The following is a 26801-nucleotide window of genomic DNA, read 5'->3' on the forward strand; positions in this document are numbered from 1 at the left end:
GATGATCAATCCAAAGTTGGCGATGGCAGTCATCAGCGGCTTGGCGATGCTGCTTCTGGCCGGACCAAACGCGCAGGCGCAGCAGGACAACCAGTCGATCCCGCAGGCGAGTGCGAAGAGCCAAGCGGGCAACCCGAAGCATTCAAGCGCACATAAACAAGCCGGCAAGCCGGGGCAGAATCACACAGGCAAGCGCAACCCTGCGAGCGAGGGAGCGCTGGCTCAGATGATCAAACCTGAGGTCGCCAGCAAGCCCCATCGGTTGATATTGCAGGTCAACTCCAACGAACCTGCGATGATGAACCTCGCACTCAACAATGCGACCAACGTCGCGCAATACTACCGCGATCTTGGTGAGCCAGTGTCGATCGAGGTCGTCACCTTTGGTCCTGGGCTTCACATGCTGCGTGAAGACACCTCGCCGGTAAAGCCGCGGATCGAGGTTCTCGCGATGAGCCATCCCGAAATCTCCTTCAAGGCTTGCGGCAACACGCAGGAAAACATGCATAAAGCGGAGAACAAGGACATAAGGCTGATTCCGCAGGCCACGGTTGTCAAATCCGGTGTCGTCCGCGTCATGGAGTTGCAGGAACAGGGCTGGAGTTACGTCAAACCGTGAGATCCGACGGCAAACCGGGCAATGCAGGCCTTCGCGAGCCGAGCGGATTCTGGAACGAATACCTCCGTGAGGCGTCGGGAGCCGCCAGCGGTGATCTGCCTTTGTCCGAAAACCGATAGCGGCGTCCCCATCCACAGCGATCACCGTCCGCGGTGACAAAGCCTCGAAAACAACCCCATGCACAGGCGAAGATCCCTTGATCGATAAGCGATTTTCGAACCGCGCCGCGGCGACATTCGCCGCCACCATGACGTTGACCCGTCGGGCAAAACACTGGGCGCCTGGGCCTCCGGAGGCGGGCTCATGTCCTACGGTCCCGACGCCAACGTGAGGTGAGGGCGGCGTATGTCGACAGGATATTGAAGGGAGCGCAGTCGTCCGAGCTGCCGGTCGAGCGGCCCACCAAATTCCTGCTGACCATCAACTTGAAGGCGGCCAAGGCGCTCCGCCTCGTGATCCCCGAGAGTTTTCTGATCGGTGCCGATCAAGTGATGGACTGACGCGCCGCTTGCGTTCGAGCCAGGGCGAACGTGTTTGGCGGAACGGGTGAAGCATCTGCAAGACCCATCACGGACAATCCGATCAGCGCGAGCTTTCCTGCCGCCTCGCCAGCAGGAAGACAGGCACCGAAGCGAGTTGAACGAGGACCGAGAATGCGATCAGCCCGGCCCGCGAGTTTTCGTACAGCAGGCCCGCCACGACGCTGCCAATGAGCCAGCCGACGCCATAGCCCGCGTAGTACAGCCCGAAAGCGAAGTTGCGCTTTCCTTCGGGGAGCACCTCGGCGACGATCGCCTTGAGCAGCGTGTCCTGGATCGCGTAGCCGACGCCCCAGAGCAGCATTCCGAACAGGGCCAGCCAGAAGCCGCCGAGAAACACGAAGGGTGAGAATGCGGCCGAGACGCATACGGCGGCGATCACCACCGGAAGTCCGGTCCGATCGTAGGCCTTTCCGAACGCAAGATTTGCCAGCACGCCGAAGGCGGTCGAGGCGGCGAGCATCACGGGAATCCAGTGTTCGGACGCGACCCCGGCCTTGGTCAAATGGTAGGAAATGAGTTCGAAGCTCATGAGCCCGGCAGCGAACAGCGCGCCGGCCAGCATGTACAGCCAATAGGCCGTGCCGAAGTCCTTTGCCGGGGCCGTCCCGCCCTGATCGAGGCTTGACGGCAGCGGGAAGTTGACCCGTGCGACCACCAGCGCGACGAGCGCCGCCGCGGCCGAGATCGTCAGGCAGGCGTACCCGGTCCGGAAGTCCCCCTTCAGCAGAAGCACCGCCGCGACGATGAGCGGACCGAGGGTCGCGCCGAACTCGTCAAGCGCAGTGTTCAGCGCGTACACCCACCCTTTGCCGAGTTCAGCCGTCGTATAGGAGAGCATCGCTTCGACGGTGGGCTTGCGAAGCGCGCGGCCTACGCGCTCGGCCAGGATGAGCGCGGCCGCGACCTGCCAGCTTGCAGCGAGCGCCATGGCTGGCACGGCGAAGAGGTTGATGACGTAGCCGGCGAACGTGATGAGCCAGTAGCGGCCGGTCCGGTCCGCCGCGTAGCCGGCGGGAAGGCGCAGGGCGTAGCCGAGAAACTCGCCAATCCCCGCCGTGACGCTGACGATGGCGGCACTTGCGCCGAGCGAGGCCATGAACGGCCCGTTGATGCTGGCGCCGCCTTCATAGGTGATGTCACCGAACAAGTTGACGATGCCCGTCGTCATCACGAAGAGAAACGCCGGAGAGCCGAAGTCGCCTGCCTTTCGGGATCGCACCATCAGCAATCCTCCACCATGCTCGCGCAGGCCCGGCGCCCCGCCGGTCAACGCGGCGTGAATTGGTTCAAATCGTCGATGCCCATCTGCTGCTCGAGCCGGGCAACGCGGGCGGCGATCTTCTCGAAGCCGTCCTCTCCGAACATCTCGTGCTCTTTCTTCTCGAATTCCTCGGCCATGGCGTCGTATTCGCTCGACGAGACCACGTCCTTCAGCTTTGGAAAGAGATCGGTATCCTCCCGCGCGGCATGCGGCCGGTACATCGTGATGAAGGACTGCATGGAGTCGACGAGCTGCTTGCGGTCATCGGCACCGGTTCGGCTCTTGGGCGCAAGGGTCAGGATCGACTGTGTGACCTTTCGGCCCGCTTCGTGCTGGCGCAGCAGGATGTCCACGAGATCCGTCATCTTCCCGGCCTTCTTGAATCGCGGGAAGACGTGTTGCTCCTCCGACTTCTCATGGTAGTTGTTGATGAAATCGCGAATGATCTCGGCCGACTGCGTGATCAGCGCGGGGTCGAAATCTTCGTTGGACGAGAGCTTCCGCATCGCGGCCTCGTAGAGCAGCAGCACACGCTCAAGTACGCCGTGCTCGCGCATCAGGTCCTCGGGTGGCGTGACCTCCTCGTCCCTCTTCCCCGTGACCGCTTCCTTCAGCTTCTCGCCGATCCCCTTGTTATCGGCCAGGGCCCGCTTGGCGAGAATTGCCGGCGCCGCGACGGTCACCAGCGCTGTTCCGAGCAGGTGCCGACGGCGCTTGTCTGGCACGATGACTTCCATGGCCGACCCTCCGTAGTGCAATGCGGATATTGCTCGGCCGGATTGCAGGGGTCCGGCAAGACGGCGCGTCAACGTGCAATGGAAAGCGTCGTTCCTTGCGATATAACGACTTGCTCGTCGGGTTCCAGGCTGCACATCGCGCACCCTGCGGCAGAGCGTGAAATCCACCGCCAGCCCGGAAGATGCGCGGGCACTTGCGAAACCCGTCACGCTTCACCGAGGCAAAGCGCTGGTCGTGCGGAGGCGACGGCCGGCAACATGGCTGCAAGCGCCAAAACGAAGAAGCGTGCGAAGATTGCTTCGCGGTTCGCAGCCCTAGAACTGATACCGCCGCAAGCCCCCGTCCACCGGGATCACCGTCCCCGTGATGTACCGCGCCACGGGTGAGGCCAGAAACACCGCTAGCGCCGCCAAATCCTCCGGCTCGCCCCAATAGCCGACCGGAATCTCTTCTTCCGCAAAGCGCTCGCGATAGTCGGGCGCGTAGTTGCGGCGGATCTGCTCGCTCATGATGCGGCCGGGCGGAATGCAGTTGATGGTGATGCCGTGCTCGCCGATCTCGCGCGACAAGCCCTTGGCCCAGGCATGCACCGCGGCCTTGGCCGCGAACGCCGCGTTCAGCCCTTCCGGCTCGGACTTGCCGGTGATGTTGACGATGCGGCCCCATTTGCGTTCGATCATCTGCGGCAGCAGCGCATGCGCGATGCGGCGGTAGCTGGTGAAATTCAGCGCGATCGCCTCGTCCCATTTGCTGTCGGGCGCATCGACAGGCAGCGGCCGGCTGCCGCCGGCATTGTTGACGAGGATGTCGACATGGCTGAGCTCCTTCAACGCGAAGGCCGCGATCCTCTCCGCCGCGTCCTTGGCCATGACGTCCTGCTCGAACGGCGTGATCAGCCCGCCACCGACCTCTTGCACCAGCTCGGCGAGAAGATCGGTGCGCCGCGCCACGCCGACGACGCGCACGCCTTCGGCCGCCAGGCCCTTGGCGATGGCGCGGCCGATGCCGATGCTGGCGCCGGTGACAACAGCGGTTTTCGATTTGAGCCCGAGGTCCATGGTCACACGCTCTCTTGCTTGGTTCTTGCTTGTTGCTGCCCGTTTCCTGCCGTCCCGCGGGCCCCAGCGAATTGCCTGAGCGGGACGAGCAGTGGTAACCAAGAGCGACGTTGAAGGAAACACGAAAAAGAAAAAGGCGTTGAGCGATGGTCTGGGATCCGCAGCAATATCTGAAATTCTCCGGCCACCGGCTCCGGCCCGCCGTGGACCTCTTGATGCGGATTCCGGATTTTGGCCCGCGCGAGATTGCCGATCTCGGCGCGGGCGCCGGCAACGTCACAAAGCTCATCAAGGAGCGCTGGCCGGCCGCGACGGTGACCGGGGTCGAGGGCTCCGCCGAGATGGTCGCCGCCGGCCGCAAGGCCGCACCCGACGTGGAATGGTCACACGAGGACCTCGGCCATTGGCGTCCGGCCAAGCGATACGACTTGATCTATTCCAATGCCGCACTGCACTGGTTGCCCAATCATGCGGCACTGTTTCCGGCAGTGATGGACAAGGTGAAGCCTAGCGGCATGCTTGCGGTGCAGATGCCGCGCAACTTTCTGGCGCCCTCGCATGTCCTGATCGGCGAGACCGCGCTCAATGGTCCGTGGCGGTCCAAGGTCGAGCATCTCGTCACCCCGCCGCCGGTCGAGGAGCCGGCGTTCTACCACGATCTTCTTGCGCCGATGTCGGCCAACATCGACATCTGGGAGACCGAATATCTGCAAGTGCTCGAAGGCGAGAACCCCGTCAAGGAATGGACCAAGGGCACCTGGCTGACGCGCTATCTTGACGTGCTCGCGGGCGACGAGAAGCTGGCGTTCGAAGCCGCCTATGGGATGCGCGTTGCGAAGGCCTATACGAAGAATGCGGCGGGGCAGACCCTGTTCCCGTTCCGCCGTCTCTTCATGGTCGCCCAGCGCAAGGGCTGATGCATTGCCGCAATGCGACATAAGCGCTCGTTCCCTGGGGCGAGCGCGAGGGCCGGGTTGCGTAGACAGCACCCGTCAAGATAGCTTGGCTACGGCAAATTGGGCTTAGGTCTAGTTGTTCGGCTTGCGGATTGCTGCCACTACTGACCTGCAAAACAAAAAGAACCCGGTTTTCGAAGTTGTTGGGGAGGTCTTCATGCGCAAACTGCTTCTCGCGGTCGCGGCTGCCGCGCTCGTTTGGGCTCCTGCCGTTGCGCAGGCCCAAAATCCGATCGTCATCAAGTTCAGTCACGTCGTCACCAACGACACCCCGAAGGGAAAGGGCGCGCTGAAGTTCAAGGAGCTTGCCGAGAAATACACCGACGGCAAGGTCAAGGTCGAAGTCTACCCGAACTCCACGCTCTACAAGGACAAGGAGGAGATCGAGGCGCTGCAGCTCGGCTCGGTGCAGATGCTCGCGCCCTCCACCGCGAAATTCGCGCCTCTCGGCATCAAGGAATTCGAGGCACTGGACCTGCCCTGGCTGTTCAAGGACGACGAGACCTATGCCAACGCGATGAAGGGCACGGTCGGCAAGTGGCTGTTCCAGAAGCTCGAGGCCAAGGGCATCACCGGGCTCGCCTATTGGGACAACGGCTTCCACATGCTCTCCGCCAACCGCCCCTTGCTGAAACCGACAGATTTCCAGGGTCTTAAATTCCGCATCTCCGGATCGAAGGTCGCGGACCAATATCTCCGCATCATGGGCTCGATCCCGCAAATCATGGCGTTCTCGGAAGTTTACCAGGCCCTGCAGACCGGCGTGGTCGACGGCTGCGAGAACACCGCGTCGAACTACCTGACGCAGAAGTTCTACGAAGTGCAGAAGGACATCACCGTGTCCTATCACGCCCATCTGCAATATGCCGTCATCGTCAATTCGAAGTTCTGGTCCGGTCTTCCGCCCGATATCCGCACCCAGCTCGACAAGGCGATGGCGGAGGCGACCGACTACACCAACTCGATCGCGCGCCAGGAGAACGAGGACGCGCTGGCCGCGATCAAGAAGACCGGCAAGACCAATCTGCATTACCTCACCGACGCCGATCGCAAGGCGTGGCAGGAAGCCATGCAGCCGACCTACAAATGGGCAAAGGGCAGGGTCGGGCAGGAGGTGCTCGATCTCGTCGCCAAGGAACTCGACGTCAAGATGAACTGACGGCCGCGGCCCAATAATAACAACACCAACGGTCGGGGGTGATCGCACTCCCGGCCGTTTCGCTCTTGAGTGGACGAGTTAATGCTGGGGGGACCAAGTTGCTGCGTGTGCTGAATCGTTTTCTCGATCATCTCGAGGAGTGGCTGATCGCGACGATGATCGCGGCTGCGACGTCGCTCATCTTCGTTGCCGTGCTGCACCGTTATGGCGCCGGGCTGTCGATCGACATCGCCAAATGGGCGGAAGCCCGCAACCTGACTTTCCTGGCCGTCCCGGCGCGCGCGACCTTCCTTTGGCTTGCCGCTCTCGACCTGTCCTGGGCGCAGGAGCTCTGCATCTACATGTTCATCTGGATGGCGAAGTTCGGCGCCGCTTACGGCGTGCGGACCGGCATCCATGTCGGCGTCGACGTGCTGGTCAACATCCTTCCCGGCGGATCGCGCCGCCGCGTCATCACCTTCGGCTTGTTGTGCGGCGCGCTCTTTACCGCCATCGTCGCCTATTTCGGCGCCGCCTTCGTCGGCCAGATGTGGCAGACCGGGCAGCAGTCCAACGATTTGGAAGCGCCGATGTGGATGGTGTATCTCACCATCCCGCTCGGCTCCGGCCTGATGTGCTTCCGCTTCCTGCAGGTCGCCTGGTCGTTCTACCGCACCGGGGAGCTGCCGCATCACGACATGGCGGGCGTCGAAGGCGTCGAAGTGGACCCAGTGCATCCGGCGCCGGTCACGCCCAGCCAGGTCGTCCGGGACGAGCGCAGCCCGCTCGGCTGGATCCTGATGCTGCTGCCGGTGTTGATCGTCGCCGTATGCTTCGCGCATGCGGGCCACCTCATCACTTTGCCGCAGGGCCTGCGCGTCGTCATCGTGTTCGCGCTGCTGCTCTCCTTGATGCTCACGGGCATGCCGATCTCGATCGCGCTGGGTCTCACCGTGCTCAGCTTCATGTTCACGCTGACCGATGTGCGGACGGAATCGGTGGCGCTGAAGCTGTTCACCGGCATCGAGAATTTCGAGATCATGGCGATCCCGTTCTTCATCCTCGCCGGTAACTTCCTGACCCATGGCGGGGTGGCGCGGCGGATGATCACCTTCGCGACCTCGCTGGTCGGCCATTGGTACGGCGGTCTGGCGCTGTCGGGCGTGGTCGCCTGCGCGCTGTTCGCGGCGATCTCCGGCTCCTCGCCGGCGACGGTGGTGGCGATTGGCTCGGTGATCCTGCCGGCGATGGTCGCGCAAGGCTTCCCGAAGCGGTTCGGCGCGGGTGTCATCACCACGTCGGGCTCGCTCGGCATCCTCATTCCGCCGTCGATCCCGATGGTGCTCTACGCCGTCTCCACCAACAGCTCGGTCGGCAAGCTCTTCATCGCCGGCATCGTGCCGGGATTCGTGCTGGCCTCGCTGCTCGGCGCCACGACGTTCTATCGGGCCTGGCGCAACGACTATCCGCGGATGCCGAAGGCCACCTTCCTCCAGCGTCTCGACGCATTCCGCAAGTCGATCTGGGGCATCCTGCTAATCGTGATCGTGATCGGCGGCATCTACAGCGGCCTGTTCACGCCGACCGAAGCTGCCGCCGTCAGCGCGGTCTACGCCTTCATCGTCGCGGTGTTCATCTACAAGGATCTGAAGCTGCGCGACGTGCCGCGGGTGCTGCTGTCGTCGGCGAACCTCTCGGCGATGCTGCTCTACATCATCACCAACGCCGTGCTGTTCTCGTTCCTGATGACCTACGAGAACGTGCCGCAGGCACTGGCGCAATGGATGATCGACCAGGGCTTGGGGTGGATCGGCTTCCTGCTGCTCGTCAACCTCCTGCTGCTGGTGGCAGGCAATGTGATGGAGCCGTCCTCGATCATCCTGATCATGGCCCCGATCCTGTTTCCGGTCGCGATCAAGCTCGGCATCGACCCGATCCATTTCGGCATCCTGATGACGGTCAACATGGAGGTCGGCCTGTGCCATCCGCCTGTCGGCCTCAATCTCTACGTCGCCTCAGGCATCGCCAAGATGGGCATCACCGAGCTCACGGTCGCGGTTTGGCCATGGCTGCTCACCATGCTGGGATTCCTCGTTTTGGTGACGTATTGGCCCGGCCTGTCGCTATGGCTGCCGCGGCTGCTGGGAATGTAGCGAAATAAGCGGCACGAGAGCGGCCGACTCTTACCCTCTCCTTGGGGGTAAGAGCGGCCGCATCACGCGGGCTGCACGGCGCCCGCAATGGCAATCGGTGATGATATGAGCTTAGATGGTTCCAACCAGAGCAGGGGAGGAGCCAGCCGATGACCGACATCACCAACGAGCCGAAGGACGCAACGCCCTCGGTCATCGCGCAGCACGCGGCAATGCTGAACGCGCTGCCGTTTTCCGACACGCGGGATTTCGACGATGCCGCACGCGGCTTCCTCGGCACGATCGAGAACGCAGAAATCACGAACCCGCAGGGGCGGACGGTCTGGAGCCTCGAGCCTTACGGCTTCCTGTCCTCTGAACAGGCGCCGCCCACGGTCAATCCGAGCCTGTGGCGGCAGTCGCGTCTCAACATGCAGTACGGCCTATTCGAGGTCGTGCCCGGCGTTTACCAGGTGCGCGGGCTCGACATCGCCAACATGACGCTGATCGAGGGCGACAGCGGCGTCATCGTCGTCGACACCCTGACCTCGATCGAAGGCGCCCGCGCCGCGCTCGATCTCTATTTCAGGCATCGGGGCCTGAAGCCCGTTACGGCCGTCATCTTCACCCACACGCATACCGACCATTGGGGCGGGGCGCGCGGCGTGCTGGAGGAGGATGCGCTCGCGACCGGCAGGGTGCCGATCATCGCGCCGAACCTGTTCATGGAGCACGCCGTCTCCGAGAACATCATTGCGGGACCGGCCATGCTGCGCCGGGCGCAGTACCAGTTCGGGCCGCTGCTGGCCAAGGGGGCGCGGGGACAGGTCGATTGCGGGCTCGGCAAGTCAATGGCGGCAGGATCGGTTGCGCTGTTGCGTCCCACGGACCTGATCATGGCGACCGGCGACAGGCGCGTCATCGACGGCGTCGAATTCGAATTCCAGATGGCGCCGAACAGCGAAGCGCCGGCGGAGATGCATTTCTTCATCCCGCGCTACAAGCTTCTCAACCTCGCCGAAAACTGCACGCATAATTTCCACAATCTGCTGCCGTTTCGCGGCGCCGACGTGCGCGACGCGCTGGCCTGGTCGAAATATCTGAACGAGGCGTTGCGGCTCTGGGACGGCAAGGCGGAAGCGATGTGCGGCCAGCATCACTGGCCAGTGTGGGGTGCCGAGCGCATCGGCACCATGATCCGCCAGCAGCGCGATCTCTACAAATTCGCGCATGACCAGACCATCCGCCTGATGAATCACGGCCTCACCGCCGCCGAGATCGCCGAGACGATTAAGCTGCCGAAGAGCCTGCAGGGCGCCTGGCATGGCCGCGGCTATTACGGCCACATCCGCCACAACGTGAAGGCGATCTACCAGAAATATCTCGGCTGGTACGACGCCAATCCGGTCAATCTCGATCCGCTGCCGCCGGTCGAGGCGGGCAGGAAGTATGTCGAGTACATGGGCGGCGCGGATGCCATTCTGGCGCGGGCGGCTGCGGATTTCGACAAGGGCGAATTTCGCTTCGTCGCCCAGGCGCTCGGCCATCTCGTCTTTGCCGAACCTGACAATGCGGCGGCGCGCGGTCTGCTCGCCGACACGCTGGAGCAGCTCGGCTACGCCGCCGAAAGCGCGACCTGGCGCAACGCCTATCTGTTCGGCGCGCAGGAGTTGCGCCAGGGCATGCCGAAGGTGCCGGCGCGTCCGCCGATGCCGCGCGAGACGCTGGCCGCGCTGCGCACCTCGCAGCTCTGGGATGTCATGGGTATCCGCCTCAACGGCCCCAAGGCGGAAGGCAAGCACATCGTCTTGAACTGGCACTTTTCCGATACCGGCGAGACCTTCGTGCTCAATCTGGAGAACTGTGCGCTCACCTACGCCGAGGGGGTGCCGGCGGAGGGCGCCGATGCCAGCTTCACGCTGGCGCGCTCTACGCTGGACGAGGTGATCGCCAAGCTGACGAGCTTTCCGGAAGCCGTTGCCGCCGGCAAGGTCAAGCTCGCGGGCAACCCGATGAAGCTTGCCGAGCTGATGGGCCTGATGGACGAGTTTCCAAGGATGTTCGAGATCGTCGAGCCGAAGCGGGCGGTGGTGAAGTAGGGCTCGTGCCCCGGACGCAGCGCAGCGCTTCTTCAGCGGTGCGCTGCAGAGCCGGGGGCCCATGTTTCCGCGAGCATCTCCGACCGCGTGGGCCCCGGCTCTGCGCCGCAACGCTTAGGAGCGTTGCAGCGCGTCCGGGACACGAGAGTGGTAAGTGCCTCCGCGCTACTCCGCGCTGCTCACCAGCTTGATCCGCGGCGCTTGTGCCTCGGTCAGGCTGCGATAGGCCGCGAGGTAATCCAGGGCCATGCGCCGCGCCGTGAAGCGCGTCTCGAACTGCTTGCGGATCGCGGCGCGGTCGAGTTGCGGAAGGCGGTTCACCACACCGGCCGCGCTGAGCACGTCCTCGACGACGAAGCCGGTCAACCCCTCGTCGATGATCTCCGGCACCGAGCCGCGGTTGAAGGCGACGACCGGCGTTCCGCAGGCCATGGCTTCGATCATCACCAGGCCAAACGGTTCCGGCCAGTCGATCGGCAGCAGAAGCCCGAGCGCGCCGCTCAGGAAATCCGACTTCTCGTGATCGCTGATCTCGCCGATGAACTCCACCAGCGGATTGTTCTCGATCATCGGCCGGATCAGCTCGTCGTAGTAATCCTGATCGGCGCGATCGACCTTGGCCGCGATCTTCAGCGGAATGCCGCAATGGGTCGCGATCTTGATGGCGCGGTCGACGCCCTTCTCGGGCGCGATGCGGCCGAGCACGGCGAGATATTCCTGCTTTGCGGGCTTCGGCGTCAGCAGGTTCTCCGGAAGACCGTGATGAATCGTCGTCACCCAGTTCGCCTGCGGCACCGGCCGCCGCTGCGCGTTGGAGATCGAGATGACGGGCATCTTGGAGAAGGTGTTGAAGACCGGCTGATGCTCCGGCAGGTCGAGCCGGCCGTGCAGCGTGGTCAGGAACGGCGTTGGCTGGCGGTAGAACAGCGACCAGGGATAATAGTCGAGATGGAAGTGGAGGAAATCGAACTCCTCGTCGTCACATTTCTGCCGCACGCGCTCCAGCAGCACCATGTGCAACGCATTGGGATCGCGCACGGACCCGTCGAGACGAAGCGCTTTCGGCCACAGCGCGTCCAGCTTGGCTGAGGTCTGGGAGTCGCCGCTGGCGAACAGCGTCACGTCGTGCCCAAGCGCTACCAACTCCTCCGTCAACCAATGCACCACCCGCTCGGTGCCGCCATACAGCTTGGGTGGAACAGCCTCCGTCAACGGAGCTACCTGCGCGATGCGCATCTCACCATCTCCTCTGCGATCATGAATGTTGAAACCCCCGCCAGTACGGCACCGGCATGCCAGACAAGGGAACGTTCCCGCAGTTGCGAAGTTCCTTCCTCCGAACGTTACATATTCGACACGTCCGCGGACCGTCTCGATGCTGCCACTACATCTTCTCAGATCGTCCGTATCCGCATGTCGTGATCGCCCGGCCCGGGAACCGAGGCGAAGAGGTCGATGTTCAATCGATCAGTAACAACGAAAACCAGCATAACGGGGCGATAGCCATATGGATCAGCTTTCTGGATACGCGCGCAGGCCATTTGCCTTTGTCTTGCGCTATCTCCGGCGTCGTCTCGCCTCGCATTTGGTGATCCTGAGCGCGGTCGTGGCAGCGGTTGCTTGCTCCGTAGGCACGCAGTACGGCGTCAAATCCCTGGTCGACAGTCTGTCAGCCGGACCATCGCACGGAGGCAGCGTATGGCTGGCATTCATTTTACTCATGTCGCTGATCGCCGCCGACAATTTCCTGTGGCGGATCGCGAGCTGGACAGCGAGCTTCACCTTCGTTCGTGTCACGGGTGATTTACGCCGTGACATATTTCGTCATCTGACCGGGCACGCGCCGAGCTATTTCTCCGACCGCATGCCGGGCATGCTGACGAGCCGCATCACGGCGACCTCGAACGCGGTGTTCACGGTCGAGAACATGTTCGTCTGGAACGTGTTGCCGCCGTGCATTGCCACAATTGCGGCAATTGCCCTGATTGGAACCGTCAGCCCTTATATGGCGCTCGGGCTCAGCGTGATCGCCGGGGGCATGGTGATCGCGATGTTCCACCTGGCCGCCGCCGGCAAGCCCCTGCACGATGATTTCGCCGACAAGGCGGCGGTCGTGGACGGCGAGATGATTGACGTCATCAGCAACATGCCGCTGGTGCGGGCCTTCTGCGGCATCGGCCACGAGCATGAGCGGTTCGATGCGACGGTGAATCGGGAACTCACCGCGCGAAGCCGCAGCCTGCGTTATCTGGAGAAGCTGCGGCTGTTGCATGCCGCTGTGACCGTGCTTTTGACGGTTGCGCTGATGGCCTGGGCAGTCACGCTCTGGCAGAAGGGTGAAGCCACCACCGGCGACGTCGTGCTGGTCTGCACGCTTGGCATCTCCATCCTGAGCGCCACGCGCGATCTCGCGGTGGCGCTGGTCGACGTCACCCAGCACGTCGCCCGTCTGACCGAGGCGATCGCCACGCTGCTGGTGCCGCACGGGCTGCGCGATCACCCTGAAGCTGAACCTCTTGTGAAGAGCGGCGCCGCGATTGCATACAACAACGTCACCTTCGGCTATCCCGGCGGCGAGAAGATCTTCGAGCGGTTCAGCCTTCGCTTGCAGCCCGGCCAGCGCGTCGGCCTGGTCGGCCAGTCCGGCGGCGGCAAGTCGACGCTGTTCACGCTGCTGCAGCGCTTCTACGACGTCGACGATGGCAGCATCACTATCGACGGGCAGGACATCTCGAAGGTCACCCAGCTGAGCCTGCGCGAGGCGATCTCCGTCGTGCCGCAGGACATCTCCTTGTTTCATCGCTCCATCCGCGAGAACATCCGCTACGGACGCCCGAACGCGACCGACGACGAGGTGCTGCGTGCGGCGATCGCGGCGCGCTGCGATTTCATCGACGGTCTGCCCGAAGGCCTCGACACCATGGTCGGCGACCGCGGCGTGAAGATGTCGGGCGGCCAGCGCCAGCGCATCGCGATCGCGCGCGCTTTCCTGAAGGACGCGCCGATCCTGCTGCTGGACGAGGCCACCGCGGCGCTCGACAGCGAGTCCGAGGAGGCGATCCGCGAGGCGCTGTCGCGCCTGATGCGCGGCCGCACCGTGATCGCGATCGCGCATCGGCTGGCGACGCTGCGCAATTTCGACCGTGTGGTGGTGCTGAGAAATGGTAAGATCATCGAAGACGGATCGCCCGAGCGCCTCATGCAGGGTCACGGACCCTACCGTGAACTGGTCACGCAGGAAATGAGTCGGCTCTCGCAAGCCGCCGCGTAAGCCAACAGTCGCGTTCTCGAGTCGGTCGCGTTTTCAAGAAACAAGCGCAGGGGAGCAGCTCATGTCGGCCGAAGCCGTAACCCAACTCGTCTCCGTGACGCGGACCTCCGAACAGGTCGCGGAGCAACCTTTCTATATTCCGATGACCGGGCCGTCGGCGCGGCCGCGGCGTTCGCTCAAGCACGACGACATGTTCATCGTGCTCGACAGCCATGGCGACATCGGCGCATCGGCCGGCGGGCCGGACGGTCTGTTTCACTACGACACGCGCTATCTGGCGCGGCTGGAGCTCGTGCTCGACGACCTCCAGCCGCTGCTACTCGGCTCCAACCTGCGCGACGACAATTCGGCGTTGGCCGTCGATCTGACCAATCCGGACATCTATCGTCAGGGCCGTCTGGTGTTTCAGAAGGATCTGCTGCACATCGTGCGCACGATCTTCCTGTGGCGCGGCACGGCCTATCAGCGCATCGGCGTGCAGAACCACGGCGACGGGCGGGCCAGCTTCGAGCTGACGCTGCTGTTCGACAACGACTTTGCCGATCTGTTCGAGGTACGCGGCGAGCGCCGCCCGCGCCGCGGGACCGGAACGAGCAGATTGCTCGGGCCGACCGACGTGCTGTACGAATATCGCGGTCTCGATGACACCGAGCGCACCACGGGGCTGCATTTCGACCCGCGTCCGACGCGGTTGTCGGTGAATGCCGCAACCTGGCAGCTCGAACTGGACCCTCACGAATCGACATCACTGTTCGTAGCCGTATCCTGCAACAGGCCGATCGCGGAGAAGCCCGCGCGCTTCTTCAGGGGCTTGCTCGCCCACCGCCGCGAGATGCGCCATTCCACGGTGGGCGCCGCCAGCATCGAGACCTCCAACAACATCTTCAACGAGGTGCTGTGCCAGGCCATGGCGGACCTCAACATGCTGATGACGGAGACGCCGCAGGGGCGTTATCCCTATGCCGGCATTCCCTGGTACTCGACGACGTTCGGCCGCGACGGCCTGATCACCGCGCTCCAGATGCTGTGGGTCGATCCGCGCGTCGCCAAGGGCGTCCTGCGCCGGCTCGCTCATTTCCAGGCCAAGGCGGTCGATCCGCTTGCCGATGCCGCGCCCGGCAAGATCCTGCATGAGATGCGCGGCGGAGAGATGGCGGCGCTGCGTGAGGTGCCGTTCGCGCAATATTACGGCAGCGTCGATTCGACCGCGCTGTTCGTCCTGCTCGCCGGGAGCTATTTCGAACGGACCGGCGACCAGGAGACTCTGATCGAGCTATGGCCGGCGATCGAGGCGGGGCTGGCCTGGATCGACGGTCCCGGCGATCCCGACCAGGACGGCTTCATCGAGTACCAGCGCGCGACCGAGAAGGGGCTGGCCAACCAGGGCTGGAAGGATTCGTACGACGCGATCTTCCACGCCGACGGCCAGCTCGCGGAAGGCAATATCGCGCTCGCCGAAGTCCAGGGCTACGTCTACGCCGCCAAGCAGCTAGCCGCGCGTTGCGCCTTGCGGCTCGGCAAGCCGGACCGTGCGCGCAAGCTCGAGGCCGACGCCAGGGCGCTGGCCGAACGCTTCGAGAAGGCGTTCTGGTGCGAGGAGCTCGGCACTTATGCGCTCGCCCTCGACGGCAAGAAGCGGCCGTGCAAGGTGCGGACCTCGAATGCCGGTCAGGTGCTGTTCAGCGGCATGATCCGCGAGGACCGCGCCCGCCTCGTCGCCGCCGATCTGATGCGGCCGCATTTCTTCTCGGGTTGGGGCATCCGCACCGTCGCGCAGGGCGAAGTGCGCTACAATCCGATGTCCTATCATGACGGGTCGATCTGGCCGCACGATAACGCGCTGATCGCGCTCGGGCTCGCGCGCTACGGCCTCAAGCACTCGGTGGCGCATGTCTTCAAGGGGCTGTTCGACGCGGCGACCTATATGGACCTGCGCCGGCTGCCCGAATTGTTCTGCGGCTTCCGGCGCGAGAAGCGGCGAGGCCCGACGCTTTATCCGGTGGCCTGCGCGCCGCAGGCCTGGGCCAGCGCGACGCCGTTCACGCTGCTGGAAGCGGCGCTCGGCATCGAGTTCGACGTGGCGCGCGGCGAGATTCGCCTGCGCAACCCGCATCTGCCGGCGTTCCTCAACGAGGTGATCTTGCGCGATCTGCGCCTGGGCGAGTCCAGCGTCGATCTTCGCGTCAGCCGCCACGGCGACGACGTGGCGCTGGAGGTGATGCGCACGCGCGGCCAGATTCAGGTCACGATCGTGCTGGCGCGCTAGCAGCGCGCAAGGAGGCGTTATGCGTACGATCGGAGCATTGATCCTTGGCACAGCCGTCGTTGCAAGCCTGGCGGTCGCCACCTCGCACGCCGCGGACGAGCCGCCCACAGGCCCGAGTGAGGCCAATGCGCCGGCGACCCAGCCGCCGGCCTCGACCGTGCCCGTGACGCCGAAGGACGCCGCCCCGCCGCCGTCGGTGACCATCATCGGCGCGAGCGAGGCCCATGGCGTGCTCGGCCGCGACGTGCGCAGTGCGGCCGGCGAGGACATGGGCCGCATTGTCGACGTCATCGTCGATCGCACCGGTCACGTGCGCGCCGCGGCCATCGATTTCGGCGGGTTTCTCGGCGTCGGCAGCCGCAAGATCGTGGTGGACTGGAACGCGCTGCGCTTCGGCAAGATCGCCAACAAGAAGGACAGCATCACGCTGGAATTGACCAAGGCGCAGGTCGCGGCCGCGCCGGAATACAAGGAAGACACGCCGATCGTCGTGCTCGGCGCGTCCGGCAGCCTTCAACCGCTGCAAGCGATCCAGTGAGGTGCGGGGAGGGCTGACCGCCTGTGCTGTTGTCGAGGAAGCCGAACCATGCAGATCGCGACGGCCGCGTTGAACAGGACAACGTCGCCGCGCCGTCGGTCACTGGCATCCCGGCGCCGTCGCGCCAGAGCCTGCGTGGCCTCGACTGGTTCATCTTCTTCCTCGCCGACGTGCAGACCGGATTCGGTCCGTTCATCGCGGTCTATCTGACCACCCAGAAATGGACCCAGGTCGAGATCGGCCTCGTGCTGTCGATCGGCGGTATCGTCGGGTTGATCGGGCAGATGCCGGGCGGGGCGATCATCGATGCCGCGAAATCGGAGCGACTGGTTGCCGCCCTCGCGATCGCGACCATCGGCACTTGCGCGCTGGCCTATGCCGCGATGCCGATCTTCCCCGTCGTGGTGGCCGCGGCGACCTTGCACGCGGCGGCGAGCTGCGTGCTGGGGCCGGCGATCGCGGCGATCAGCCTTGGCCTGGTCGGCCCGCTCGCGATCGGCGAGCGGCTCGGCCGCAACGCGCGCTTTGCCTCGCTCGGCAACGGTGTGGCGGCGGCGGTGATGGGCACCGCGGGCTATCTGCTGTCGAGCCGGTCGGTGTTCCTGGTCACCTTCCTGCTCGCAATCCCGACCCTGATTGCGCTCTCGCGTATCCGCGAGAACGAGGTCGACATCAGGCGCTGTCACGGCGAGATGCCGCCTGAGGCCGCCGACCGTGGCGACACCAACATCTGGCACCTGATCCGGCAGCGTCCGCTCATCATCTTTGCCCTGAGCGTTCTGCTGCTGCAACTGGCGAACGCCTCGATGATGCCGCTGATGGCAAGCGCTGTGACGGCGCGGTCGGCCCAATGGGCGACGGTGCTCGTCGCCTTTTGCATCGTCGTCCCGCAAGCGATCGTGGCGCTGCTGTCGCCGACGGTCGGCCGCAAGGCGCAAGCGTGGGGCCGGCGGCCTTTGCTTCTGATCGGATTCGGCGCGCTGGCGATTCGCGGCCTGTTGTTTGCGACCGTGCGCGATCCGTATCTGCTGGTCGCCGTGCAGGTGTTCGACGGCATCACCGCGGCCGTGTTCGCGGTGATGATTCCGCTGATCGTGGCTGACGTCGCCTTCGGCAGCGGGCACTTCAATCTGGCGCAAGGAATCGTCGGCACCGCAACGGGCATCGGCGCGTCGCTGAGCACTGTGCTCGGCGGCTATGTCAGCGACAAGTTCGGCAACGCAACCGCCTTCATCGGACTGTCCGGCGTTGCCGCGACCGGGCTCTTGCTGATTCTTCTCGTGATGCCGGAGACGCGGCGCACGGCATGATCGCGCCCGAAAGAAAAAGAAAATGGCCGGCCGAAACGAATTCGACCGGCCAAGTTGGTAGGGAGGAGGAAGATCAGGCGAAGATCAGGCGTCGAGATGCTGCAGGCGCTGACGGTTGCGCAGCACGATCTGGCGGGCGCCGGAGAAGCCCAGGATGCCCTGGCTGTGAAGCTGCGACAGCGCGCGCGATACGGTTTCGAGGGTGAGGCCGAGATAGTCGCCGATGTCGCGGCGGCACATCGGCAGCGCCATCATGCCGGCAACGGCGAGGCGGCGGTCCATTTCGAGCAGGAAGGTCGCAACGCGCTCCATCGCGGTCTTGCGGCCCAGCAGCAGCATGTGGTCCTCGGCATGGCGCAGCTCGGAGGCGGTCATCGCCCAGAGCTTGCGGGCGACATGGACGTCGGTGCCTGCGGCCTTCTCGAGGCTCGCGCGCTTCACGAGGCGCACGGTGGTATCGATGATGGCTTCGGCGGCAAGGCGGTGAGCGGGACCGGATTCGAGGCCGAACACGTCGCCGGGAAGATGGAAGGCGCCGATCTGGCGGCGGCCATCGGACAGGAGCTTGTAGCTGCTCACTGCGCCTGACACGACCTGGTAGACATATTCGGCCGGCTCTTCCTCGCCATAAATCTCCTCATCCTTGCGATAAGAGAATTCCGTGGCGACCAGACCCACGTGGCCGGTGATGGCGCCGAACTGGTCGGTGACGGAATGGGCGGGAGCAACCTTGCCGATAATCTGGGTGTTGATCGCCGGGGTGTTGATCGTCTGGGTCAGCATCTGCGCCATCTCCGTTGTGATGGCGCTTTGGTACGCGGTATCGGGGGCTTCGAAAATTTCGATCGATATCTTAAGGAGGGTGCCTTACGTAGAATCCCGTAGGTCAGGCGCGAGGGCGGTCCTGAATGGCATGGCGGATGCTCTTGACCAGATTTTCGTCGAGAAGCGGCTTCAAAACCACGTCTTTGATGCCCGCCGACGCAGCCCGGGCCGAGATATTCTCGTCGGGGTAGCCGGTGATCAGGATCACAGGCGCGTCGCGGTCGGACTTGCGCAGGCGGCCGGCCAGCTCGATGCCATTGATGTCCGGCATCTTGTAGTCGATGACGTAACAGTCCGGCCCAGCCGCGCCGCCGATGTTGAGCAGCGCCGTGCCGCTCCTGAAGGTCCGCACGGCAAAGCCGTCGGTCTCCAGCAGAAACCGCAGGGATCCCAGGACGGCGGCGTCATCGTCGACCACAAAGACGGTGAGTTGTGCGGGGGACAACGGCCGCGCACGATGTGAGCTGACCTCAATCATGTTGTCTGGTTAGCATTGCGCCGGGAAGCCGCCTTGACCTGCCTCAATCGTTGAGCATGCCGGCCCGCATCGCCAGCCGGACCAGTTCGGAGAGGCTGTTGGCCTGCATCTTGGTCATGACATTGGCCCGGTAGACCTCGATGGTGCGCGGGCTGATGTCGTATTCGCGGGCGATCAGCTTGTTGGAGAGGCCCGCAATCAGCCCTTCCATGACCTGGCGCTCCCTGGGGCTCAAGGACGCGACGCGGGCGGCGATGTCGTGCGCGACGGCTTCGTTCTTGGCGGCGGGCTCGGCCTGCCGGATCGCCGACTCGATCATGGCGGTGAGACGGTCGTCATCGAACGGTTTTTCCAGGAAGTCGACCGCCCCGAGCTTCATCGCCTCGACCGCGAGCGGCACATCGCCATGACCGGTCATGATCAGGATCGGGAACGGGCTTTGCTGCGCCTTCATCCGCTTGAGCAGCTCGATCCCGTCGAGGCCGGGCATGCGCACGTCGGAGACAACGCAGCCGAAGCCGAGGCCGGGCAGGGCATCGAGAAAGGCGAGTGCGTCATCGAACAGCGTGACGCCGAAGCCAGCGGAATCCAGCAGGAAATTCAGCGAATCGCGCATCGCTGCGTCGTCGTCGATGACGTAGACATGTCCCTTGGTCGTCATGAATTCAGCTTTCGTCGGTTGCCGGCAAGGTGAAGCGGAATGTCGCTCCACCCGCTACGTTGCTTTCGGCCCACATGCGGCCGCCGTGAGCCTCGATGATCGAGCGGCTGATGGAGAGTCCCACGCCCATGCCGGTGTCTTTGGTGGTGAAGAAGGTCTGGAACAGATTTGGAATGACGTCGTCCCGGAAGCCGGAGCCGGTATCGGAGACCTCCACCTCGATCATGTCGTCGGCGACGCGGGTGTTGGCAACGACGAGCTCGCGGCGCGGTGACTGCGCCATCGCCTCCAGCGCATTGCGGAACAGGTTGACCAGCACCTGCTGGATCTGCACCCGGTCGGCGAGGACGAGATCGGCGTCGGGATCGAGGCTGAAACGCAGCTGCACGTTCTGCTCGCGCGCGCCGGCGAGCCCGAGCGCCCCGGCCTCCTCAATCAGCTTGGACAGGCTTTCGACCCGCTTCTCCGACTCGCCGCGGGACACGAAGTCGCGCAGGCGCCGGATGATCTGGCCGGCGCGCAGGGCCTGCTCAGCCGCGCGATCCAGCGCGTTTTCGACCTTCGGCGTGTTGGGATCGGTGCTGCCGGCGAGAAGGCGCCGCGACCCCTTCATGTAATTGCTGATTGCCGCCAGCGGCTGGTTGAGCTCGTGGGCAAGCGCGGAGGCCATTTCGCCCATCGCGGTCAGCCGCGAGACATGGACCAGCTCGGATTGCAATTCCTGGAGCCGGGCCTGGGTCTGCTGGTGCTCGGTGAGGTCGCGGACGAAGCCGGTGAAATAGGGCTCGCCCGCGCGTTGCGTCTGCCCGACCGACAGGTGCATCGGGAAAGTCGTGCCGTCGCGGCGTTTGCCCGTCACAATCCGGCCGATGCCGATGATGTGCGGATCATTCGTCCTGAGATAGCGCACGAGATAGCTGTCGTGACGCGACTGATCGGGCTCCGGCATCAGGATGCTGACGTTCCGGCCGATGGCTTCCTGCCTGCTGTAGCCGAACAGCCGCTCCGCAGCGCTACTGAAGAGCTGCATGATGCCGCGTGAATCTATGACGATCATGGCGTCGGGCACTGTCTCGAGAATCGAGCGGAGATGATTCTCCTGGGAGCGCAGGGCGTCCTCGAGATGCTTCTCCTCGTTGATGTCGAGGAAGATTCCGCTGAGATGACGCGGCGTGCCTGAATCGTCCCGGATCACGCCGGCCCTGGCCCGGATCCATTGACCGGCCCCGGAGGCGCCGCCGACCTTGAAGGACAGGTCAAGTCCCCCGCCAACCTCCAAGGTGTGCCCGATCGCCTTCAGGAGGTGGTCCCGATCGCCCCGCTCCAGCAAGGAAAGAAAGAAATCATAGCTGACGGCCCGATCACGCTCGAGGCCAAATAGCCGCTTGGCCATGTCCGACCATTCGAGCTCGTGCGTCTCTAGATCAAGGTCCCAGGTGCCCACCCCGAAGCCCTCGATGCGGACCCGGAAATGCTCGCCCCGGCCGTCGTCTGCCGGATGGGTTACGCGGGTCGGCGCCAATCTCTGCTCCTCACTCAGCAACGGTAGGCCGGATGCCGTTACCGCTACCGCAATTTCGCCCAAGGCGCGCTCCGAGGCAAGCGCAGACGTTGAATTCACTGGCGGATTCCTCAGGCAACGGCGAGGAGCCATGAGTGCCCATTTTGATCTATCTCATCCTGCTGCACGGCAGCAGGCTTAGGATTCAACAAAACTTGGTGACGTGGAGAATTCCGATGACATACGCGACGGTGATGGTCAGCCTGGCGCTCGATCAGTCCAATGAGGCGCGTCTTCAGGTCGCCGGTGAGCTCGCTGAACGATTCGAGGCGGCCATCGTCGGGGTCGCCGCGGCGCAGTTCGCGCCGCCGCTCTATTTCGCCGACGGCGCCGAGGCGCAAGCGCTGATCGACGAGGGTGAAGCTTCGGTCAAGCGGCGGCTGGCTGGCCTCGAGGCGCAATTCCGTGCGGCGACCAAGAATCGCGGCGGACATGCGGAGTGGCGCAGCGCCATGGATTTTCCGGCACGATTCGCCCTGGCGCAGGCGCGTTGCGCCGACATCGTCGTCAGCGGCGGACAGAGCCCGGCCTTCTCTGACGCGTTTGCGCTCGCAAGTCCCAAGGATCTGGTGATGCAGGCCGGCCGCCCGCTTCTCGTCGTCCCCGACCAGGCCAACTGGCTCGACCTGCGTAGCGTGCTGGTGGCATGGAAGGACACGCCGGAGGCGCGGCGGGCGGTGGCCGATGCGTTGCCGATGCTGCGCAAGGCGAAGGACGTCACCATCGCCACAATTCCGGAGCGCGACGAGGACCGTTCGGGCGTGACGGCCGGCGTCACCGACGTTGCCGCCTGGCTCGCCCGCCATGGCGTCACCGCGACGGCGCGCATCTTCGAAGGAGCCTGGAACGAAACTGCGGCGGGGCAACTGGAGAAGGTGGCAACCGACCTTGATGCCGGCCTGATCGTTGCGGGCGCTTATGGTCATTCGAGGTTTCGTGAACTGATCCTGGGAGGCGTCACCCAGTATCTGATCACGCAGACCGCACGCAGCGTGCTGCTGTCGCACTGACGGCCGGCCGGCCGGAATCGAATCGAGGAGGACGCGCCGTGTACAGATTTCTTGAACAGACCGTCGACGGCTACATGACGCGCAACGTCAAGTCGGTGCAGCGCGACCGTGACTTGTTCGAGCTCAGTGAGATGTTCGAGACCGACGATTTCAACTCCTATCCGGTCGAGGACGACGGGCAGGTGGTCGGCATCGTCACCAAATTCGACATCCTGAAGTGCTTCGCCTTCACGCCGAGCCAGATGCTGCCCCGCTATCAAGACCTGATGAGCCGGAAGGTCGGCGACGTCATGACTCCCGAGTTCATCTATGTGAGCCCCGACACGCGGCTGACGCGCGTGCTCCAGATCATGGTCGAACACCGGATCCGAAGCATCATCGTGCTCGATAGCGCGCAGAAGCTGGTCGGAATCATCGCCCGCCAGGACGTCATCGCGGCGCTCAAGGCGACGGCGCGCGACTGACGGGATACGCCCGATCGGGATTCCTTCTCGGCTCCGGGATTCTACGGAGGCTGGACCCGTTCACGCGCGAGGCTGGACCCGCTTCCTCTCATTCGCCGCACAACGCAGTGAGTTCCCACGGGCTGCTCTCACGAGGGAGAGGGCGCTTCGACCGGCTGCGACGCGCGTATCTGCAGGGGAACCACCACGATCTTCGGTGGCTCCGAAGAACTTAAGTGCTGTTCTTGATTTCAATCAATTCCCGGTGAGAGTGGATGTGGTTTCTGGCGCTGTGTTCTTTCAGAGAGAATCCGCATGAGCCAGCCCTCCATTTCCAAATCCATGACCATCGGTGAAAGCGGCTTGGCTGTCGTGTTCGCAGTCACCGCCTTCCTCTGCGTGATCGCTTCGGCCAAGGCGCTCGATGCGCCCTTCGCCTTCCATGCCGCGCTCAGCGCGGCGGCGAGCCTGGCCGCGGTGTTTGTCATCATCAACCGCTACCTCGATCGCCCGGCGGCGCTGCCACCGCAGGAGATCAACGGCCGCCCTAACTACAATATGGGTCCGATCAAGTTCTCCTCCTTCATGGCGATGTTCTGGGGCATTGCCGGCTTCCTGGTCGGCCTCATCATCGCCTCGCAGCTGGCCTGGCCCGCGCTGAACTTCGATCTGCCCTGGACCAGCTTCGGCCGCCTGCGGCCGCTGCACACCTCCGCCGTGATCTTCGCCTTCGGCGGCAACGTGCTGATCGCGACGTCCTTCTACGTGGTGCAGAAGTCCTGCCGTGCGCGCCTCGCCGGCGATCTCGCGCCGTGGTTCGTCGTGGTGGGCTACAATTTCTTCATCCTGATCGCCGGCACCGGCTATCTGCTCGGCGTCACCCAGTCAAAGGAATATGCCGAGCCGGAATGGTATGCCGATTTGTGGCTGACCATCGTCTGGGTCGCTTATCTGCTCGTCTTCCTTGCCACCGTCATCAAGCGCAAGGAGCCGCACATCTTCGTCGCGAACTGGTTCTACCTCGCCTTCATCGTGACGATCGCGGTCCTGCATCTCGGCAACAACCCGGCGCTTCCCGTCTCGGTGTTCGGCTCGAAGTCGTACATCGCCTGGGGCGGCATCCAGGACGCCATGTTCCAGTGGTGGTACGGCCACAACGCGGTCGGCTTCTTCCTGACCGCCGGCTTCCTCGCCATCATGTACTACTTCATCCCCAAGCGCGCCGAGCGGCCGATCTATTCCTACCGGCTGTCGATCATCCATTTCTGGGCGCTGATCTTCCTCTACATCTGGGCGGGTCCCCACCATCTGCACTACACGGCGCTGCCTGACTGGACGCAGACGCTCGGCATGACCTTCTCGATCATGCTGTGGATGCCTTCCTGGGGCGGCATGATCAACGGCCTGATGACGCTGTCGGGGGCCTGGGACAAGCTGCGCACCGATCCCGTGCTGCGCATGCTCGTGGTCTCCGTCGCCTTCTACGGCATGTCGACCTTCGAAGGCCCGATGATGTCGATCAAGGTGGTCAACTCGCTCAGCCACTATACCGACTGGACCATCGGCCACGTGCATTCCGGCGCGCTCGGCTGGGTCGGCTTCGTCTCCTTCGGCGCGCTGTACTGCCTGGTGCCGTGGGCGTGGAATCGCAAGGGCCTCTACAGCCTGAAGCTCGTCAACTGGCACTTCTGGGTCGCGACCCTCGGCATCGTCCTCTACATCTCGGCGATGTGGGTGTCCGGCATCCTGCAGGGCCTGATGTGGCGTGCCTACACCTCGCTCGGCTTCCTCGAATATTCCTTCATCGAGACCGTCGAGGCGATGCATCCCTTCTACATCATCCGCGCCGCCGGCGGTGGGCTGTTCCTGATCGGCGCGCTGATCATGGCCTACAATCTCTGGATGACCGTCCGCGTCGGCGAACAGGAAGTCCAGATGCCCGTCGCTCTTCAGCCGGCGGAATGAGGAGCTAAAGCAATGTCGTTCTGGACACGCCATCAAGTCTTCGAAAAGAACTCGATCATCCTGGTCGTCGGCATCCTCCTCGTGGTTGCGATCGGCGGTCTCGTCGAGATCACCCCGTTGTTCTACCTCAAGAGCACGATCGAGAAGGTCGACGGGGTCAGGCCCTACACGCCGCTGGAGCTCGCCGGGCGCAACGTCTATGTCCGCGAGGGCTGCTATCTCTGCCATTCGCAGATGATCCGGCCGCTGCGCGACGAGGTCGAACGCTACGGCCACTTCTCGCTCGCTGCCGAGAGCATGTTCGACCACCCGTTCCAGTGGGGCTCCAAGCGCACCGGTCCTGACCTTGCCCGCGTCGGCGCCAAATATTCCGACGACTGGCACGTCACCCATCTGACCAACCCGCGTGCGATCGTGCCGCAGTCGGTGATGCCGGGCTATCCGTTCCTCGGCAAGAACGAGGTCGATCCCGACGCGATCGCCGACCACATGCGCACGCTGAGGACCGTCGGTGTGCCCTACACGGACGACCAGATCGCCAACGCGGGCGCCGACATGAAGGCCCAGGCCGATCCGGACAGTGCCGGCGGCGACGCCTTCACCAAGCGCTACGCCAAGGCGGCGGTGCGTAATTTCGACGGCAAGCCCGGCACGCCGACCGAGATGGACGCGCTGATCGCGTACCTGCAGATGCTCGGTACGCTGGTCGACTTCAAGATCTACAACGAGAAAGCCAATCTTCGCTGAGAAGGCATCAACGATGAAAGCCATCCTGACACTCGACAATCTCGCGTCCGGTCTGGTGACCACGATCTGGACGCCGGTGTTCGTCGCGATCTTTCTCGCGATCATCGCCTACGCATTTTGGCCCCGTAACAAGGCTGCGTTCGACGAAGCAGCACACCTGCCGTTGCGGGAGGAGTAGAGAACCATGACCGATCATCATAGCGACATCGATTCCGTCTCCGGCAAGTCCACGACCGGGCATGAGTGGGACGGCATCAAGGAGCTCAACACACCGCTGCCGCGCTGGTGGGTGATCACCTTTTACCTGACCATCGTCTGGGCGATCGCGTATTGGGTCGTCTATCCGGCCTGGCCGCTGATCCAAAGCAATACCACGGGCATGTTCGGCTATTCCTCGCGGGCCGACGTGGCGGTCGAGCTCGCCAATCTCGAGAAGATCCGCGGTGGCAAGATGACGGCGCTGGGCGCGGCCTCGCTCGCCGACATCGAGAAGGACCCGGCCTTGCTGGCGCTCGCCCGCGCCAAGGGCAAGACCGTGTTCGGCGACAATTGCGCGCCCTGCCACGGCTCCGGTGCCGCCGGCGCCAAGGGCTATCCGAACCTGAACGACGACGACTGGCTGTGGGGCGGCACGCTCGACCAGATCATGCAGACCATCCAGTTCGGCGCGCGTTCCGGCCATGCCAAGACGCATGAAGGCCAGATGCTCGCCTTCGGCAAGGATGGCGTGCTGAAGCCGGAGGAGATCGTCACGGTCGCCAATTACGTGCGGTCGCTGTCGGGCCTGTCGACCCGCAACGGATTTGACGCCGCCAAGGGCGAAAAGATCTTTGCGGAGAATTGTGTCGCCTGCCACGGCGACGGCGGCAAGGGCAACCCGGAGATGGGCGCACCGAACCTGACCGACAAGATCTGGCTCTACGGCTCCGACGAGGCGACCCTGATCGAGACCATCAGCCAGGGCCGCGCCGGCGTGATGCCGGCCTGGGAAGGGCGGCTAGATCCCGCCACCATCAAGGCGATGGCGGTCTACGTCCACTCGCTCGGCGGTGGAAAATAGCAGATCCGCGGCTCAAACGGTTCAGGCGGGGGTGAACAAAAGTGCCCCCGTTTGAGCTGGATCAACTGACGCGGCGGTGTCGGGTCTAGGTTTAATCGCACCTCTTTTGAGAAGTTCCAAAGC

24 protein-coding genes and 1 pseudogene are annotated in these 26801 nt (G+C 64.0%); 17 read left to right on the plus strand and 8 right to left on the minus strand.

Annotated elements, in window-relative coordinates; genetic code table 11:
• The first annotated feature begins 1 nt into the window (after position 1).
• Together UNPA324_RS25010 and UNPA324_RS35780 are read left to right on the plus strand one after the other, a co-directional pair.
• On the plus strand, positions 2 to 619 hold the full coding sequence (locus UNPA324_RS25010; protein WP_246667213.1) for a DsrE family protein: 618 nt from the start codon (positions 2 to 4) through the stop codon (positions 617 to 619).
• A 332-nt stretch (positions 620 to 951) separates the two neighbouring features.
• Positions 952 to 1119, plus strand: coding sequence for an ABC transporter substrate binding protein (locus UNPA324_RS35780; protein ID WP_283810266.1), 168 nt, complete (start codon positions 952 to 954; stop codon positions 1117 to 1119).
• A gap of 82 nt (positions 1120 to 1201) precedes the next feature.
• Here the strand turns inward: UNPA324_RS35780 and UNPA324_RS25020 are convergent, their stop codons facing one another.
• From UNPA324_RS25020 to UNPA324_RS25030, 3 genes are all read right to left on the minus strand, one after another.
• Positions 1202 to 2383, minus strand: a complete 1182-nt coding sequence (locus tag UNPA324_RS25020; RefSeq protein ID WP_246667303.1) for an MFS transporter — start codon at positions 2381 to 2383, stop codon at positions 1202 to 1204.
• Between the two features lie 44 nt (positions 2384 to 2427).
• Positions 2428 to 3327, minus strand: coding sequence for a hemerythrin domain-containing protein (locus UNPA324_RS25025; RefSeq protein WP_246667214.1), 900 nt, complete (start codon positions 3325 to 3327; stop codon positions 2428 to 2430).
• 147 nt (positions 3328 to 3474) lie between these two features.
• Positions 3475 to 4218, minus strand: coding sequence for an SDR family NAD(P)-dependent oxidoreductase (locus tag UNPA324_RS25030; protein WP_128917177.1), 744 nt, complete (start codon positions 4216 to 4218; stop codon positions 3475 to 3477).
• Between the two features lie 146 nt (positions 4219 to 4364).
• On the opposite strand from UNPA324_RS25030, the gene UNPA324_RS25035 reads away from it, so the two are divergent.
• The 5 genes and pseudogenes from UNPA324_RS25035 (at position 4365) to UNPA324_RS25050 (ending at position 10543) form a co-directional block, all read left to right on the plus strand.
• A complete protein-coding gene (locus UNPA324_RS25035; protein ID WP_141936474.1) occupies positions 4365 to 5135 on the plus strand; it encodes a methyltransferase domain-containing protein in 771 nt (256 codons plus the stop codon).
• A gap of 196 nt (positions 5136 to 5331) precedes the next feature.
• Positions 5332 to 6333: a DctP family TRAP transporter solute-binding subunit gene (locus UNPA324_RS25040; protein WP_128916862.1), complete on the plus strand. Its 1002-nt coding sequence runs from the start codon at positions 5332 to 5334 to the stop codon at positions 6331 to 6333.
• 155 nt (positions 6334 to 6488) lie between these two features.
• Positions 6489 to 6968: pseudogene (locus UNPA324_RS36090) on the plus strand (TRAP transporter small permease); the annotation flags it as partial.
• A gap of 216 nt (positions 6969 to 7184) precedes the next feature.
• Positions 7185 to 8465, plus strand: a complete 1281-nt coding sequence (locus UNPA324_RS36095; RefSeq protein WP_245471622.1) for a TRAP transporter large permease — start codon at positions 7185 to 7187, stop codon at positions 8463 to 8465.
• 149 nt (positions 8466 to 8614) lie between these two features.
• Positions 8615 to 10543, plus strand: a complete 1929-nt coding sequence (locus UNPA324_RS25050; RefSeq protein ID WP_141936475.1) for an alkyl/aryl-sulfatase — start codon at positions 8615 to 8617, stop codon at positions 10541 to 10543.
• A 165-nt stretch (positions 10544 to 10708) separates the two neighbouring features.
• On the opposite strand, the gene UNPA324_RS25055 is transcribed toward UNPA324_RS25050, so the two are convergent.
• A complete protein-coding gene (locus UNPA324_RS25055) occupies positions 10709 to 11779 on the minus strand; it encodes a glycosyltransferase family 4 protein (protein WP_141936477.1) in 1071 nt (356 codons plus the stop codon).
• A gap of 271 nt (positions 11780 to 12050) precedes the next feature.
• Between UNPA324_RS25055 and UNPA324_RS25060 the strand changes: the two genes are divergently transcribed.
• From UNPA324_RS25060 to UNPA324_RS25075, 4 genes are all read left to right on the plus strand, one after another.
• Positions 12051 to 13814 carry an ABC transporter ATP-binding protein gene (locus UNPA324_RS25060; RefSeq protein ID WP_128916865.1) on the plus strand — a complete coding sequence of 588 codons (1764 nt, stop codon included), beginning with the start codon at positions 12051 to 12053 and terminating at the stop codon, positions 13812 to 13814.
• 61 nt (positions 13815 to 13875) lie between these two features.
• Positions 13876 to 16080: an amylo-alpha-1,6-glucosidase gene (locus UNPA324_RS25065; protein WP_141936480.1), complete on the plus strand. Its 2205-nt coding sequence runs from the start codon at positions 13876 to 13878 to the stop codon at positions 16078 to 16080.
• 19 nt (positions 16081 to 16099) lie between these two features.
• Complete coding sequence (locus UNPA324_RS25070; protein ID WP_164935909.1) at positions 16100 to 16618, plus strand: PRC-barrel domain-containing protein; 519 nt, start codon at positions 16100 to 16102, stop codon at positions 16616 to 16618.
• A gap of 23 nt (positions 16619 to 16641) precedes the next feature.
• The gene (locus UNPA324_RS25075; protein WP_128916867.1) at positions 16642 to 17928 is read left to right on the plus strand and encodes an MFS transporter; all 1287 of its coding nucleotides are present in this window, start codon (positions 16642 to 16644) and stop codon (positions 17926 to 17928) included.
• Between the two features lie 84 nt (positions 17929 to 18012).
• Here the strand turns inward: UNPA324_RS25075 and UNPA324_RS25080 are convergent, their stop codons facing one another.
• From UNPA324_RS25080 to fixL, 4 genes are all read right to left on the minus strand, one after another.
• Positions 18013 to 18711, minus strand: coding sequence for a helix-turn-helix domain-containing protein (locus UNPA324_RS25080; protein ID WP_164935910.1), 699 nt, complete (start codon positions 18709 to 18711; stop codon positions 18013 to 18015).
• 103 nt (positions 18712 to 18814) lie between these two features.
• On the minus strand, positions 18815 to 19231 hold the full coding sequence (locus tag UNPA324_RS25085) for a response regulator (protein WP_128916869.1): 417 nt from the start codon (positions 19229 to 19231) through the stop codon (positions 18815 to 18817).
• A 43-nt stretch (positions 19232 to 19274) separates the two neighbouring features.
• Complete coding sequence (fixJ, locus tag UNPA324_RS25090; protein WP_128916870.1) at positions 19275 to 19892, minus strand: response regulator FixJ; 618 nt, start codon at positions 19890 to 19892, stop codon at positions 19275 to 19277.
• Positions 19893 to 19896: 4 nt separating this feature from the next.
• Positions 19897 to 21414, minus strand: coding sequence for a sensor protein FixL (gene fixL, locus UNPA324_RS25095; protein ID WP_128916871.1), 1518 nt, complete (start codon positions 21412 to 21414; stop codon positions 19897 to 19899).
• A gap of 215 nt (positions 21415 to 21629) precedes the next feature.
• Between fixL and UNPA324_RS25100 the strand changes: the two genes are divergently transcribed.
• From UNPA324_RS25100 to ccoP, 6 genes are all read left to right on the plus strand, one after another.
• Positions 21630 to 22463: a universal stress protein gene (locus tag UNPA324_RS25100; RefSeq protein WP_141936482.1), complete on the plus strand. Its 834-nt coding sequence runs from the start codon at positions 21630 to 21632 to the stop codon at positions 22461 to 22463.
• A 38-nt stretch (positions 22464 to 22501) separates the two neighbouring features.
• Positions 22502 to 22927, plus strand: a complete 426-nt coding sequence (locus UNPA324_RS25105) for a CBS domain-containing protein (protein WP_128916873.1) — start codon at positions 22502 to 22504, stop codon at positions 22925 to 22927.
• A 294-nt stretch (positions 22928 to 23221) separates the two neighbouring features.
• Positions 23222 to 24871 (plus strand): cytochrome-c oxidase, cbb3-type subunit I, encoded by a 1650-nt coding sequence (gene ccoN / locus UNPA324_RS25110; RefSeq protein WP_128916874.1) that lies wholly within the window; start codon positions 23222 to 23224, stop codon positions 24869 to 24871.
• Between the two features lie 12 nt (positions 24872 to 24883).
• Positions 24884 to 25618, plus strand: coding sequence for a cytochrome-c oxidase, cbb3-type subunit II (gene ccoO, locus UNPA324_RS25115; protein WP_128916875.1), 735 nt, complete (start codon positions 24884 to 24886; stop codon positions 25616 to 25618).
• Positions 25619 to 25631: 13 nt separating this feature from the next.
• Positions 25632 to 25796 carry a CcoQ/FixQ family Cbb3-type cytochrome c oxidase assembly chaperone gene (locus UNPA324_RS25120; protein ID WP_015687703.1) on the plus strand — a complete coding sequence of 55 codons (165 nt, stop codon included), beginning with the start codon at positions 25632 to 25634 and terminating at the stop codon, positions 25794 to 25796.
• Positions 25797 to 25802: 6 nt separating this feature from the next.
• The gene (gene ccoP / locus UNPA324_RS25125; protein ID WP_128916876.1) at positions 25803 to 26678 is read left to right on the plus strand and encodes a cytochrome-c oxidase, cbb3-type subunit III; all 876 of its coding nucleotides are present in this window, start codon (positions 25803 to 25805) and stop codon (positions 26676 to 26678) included.
• Positions 26679 to 26801 lie beyond the last annotated feature (123 nt).

Source organism: Bradyrhizobium sp. UNPA324 (assembly GCF_006658635.1).
GTDB lineage: Bacteria > Pseudomonadota > Alphaproteobacteria > Rhizobiales > Xanthobacteraceae > Bradyrhizobium > Bradyrhizobium nanningense.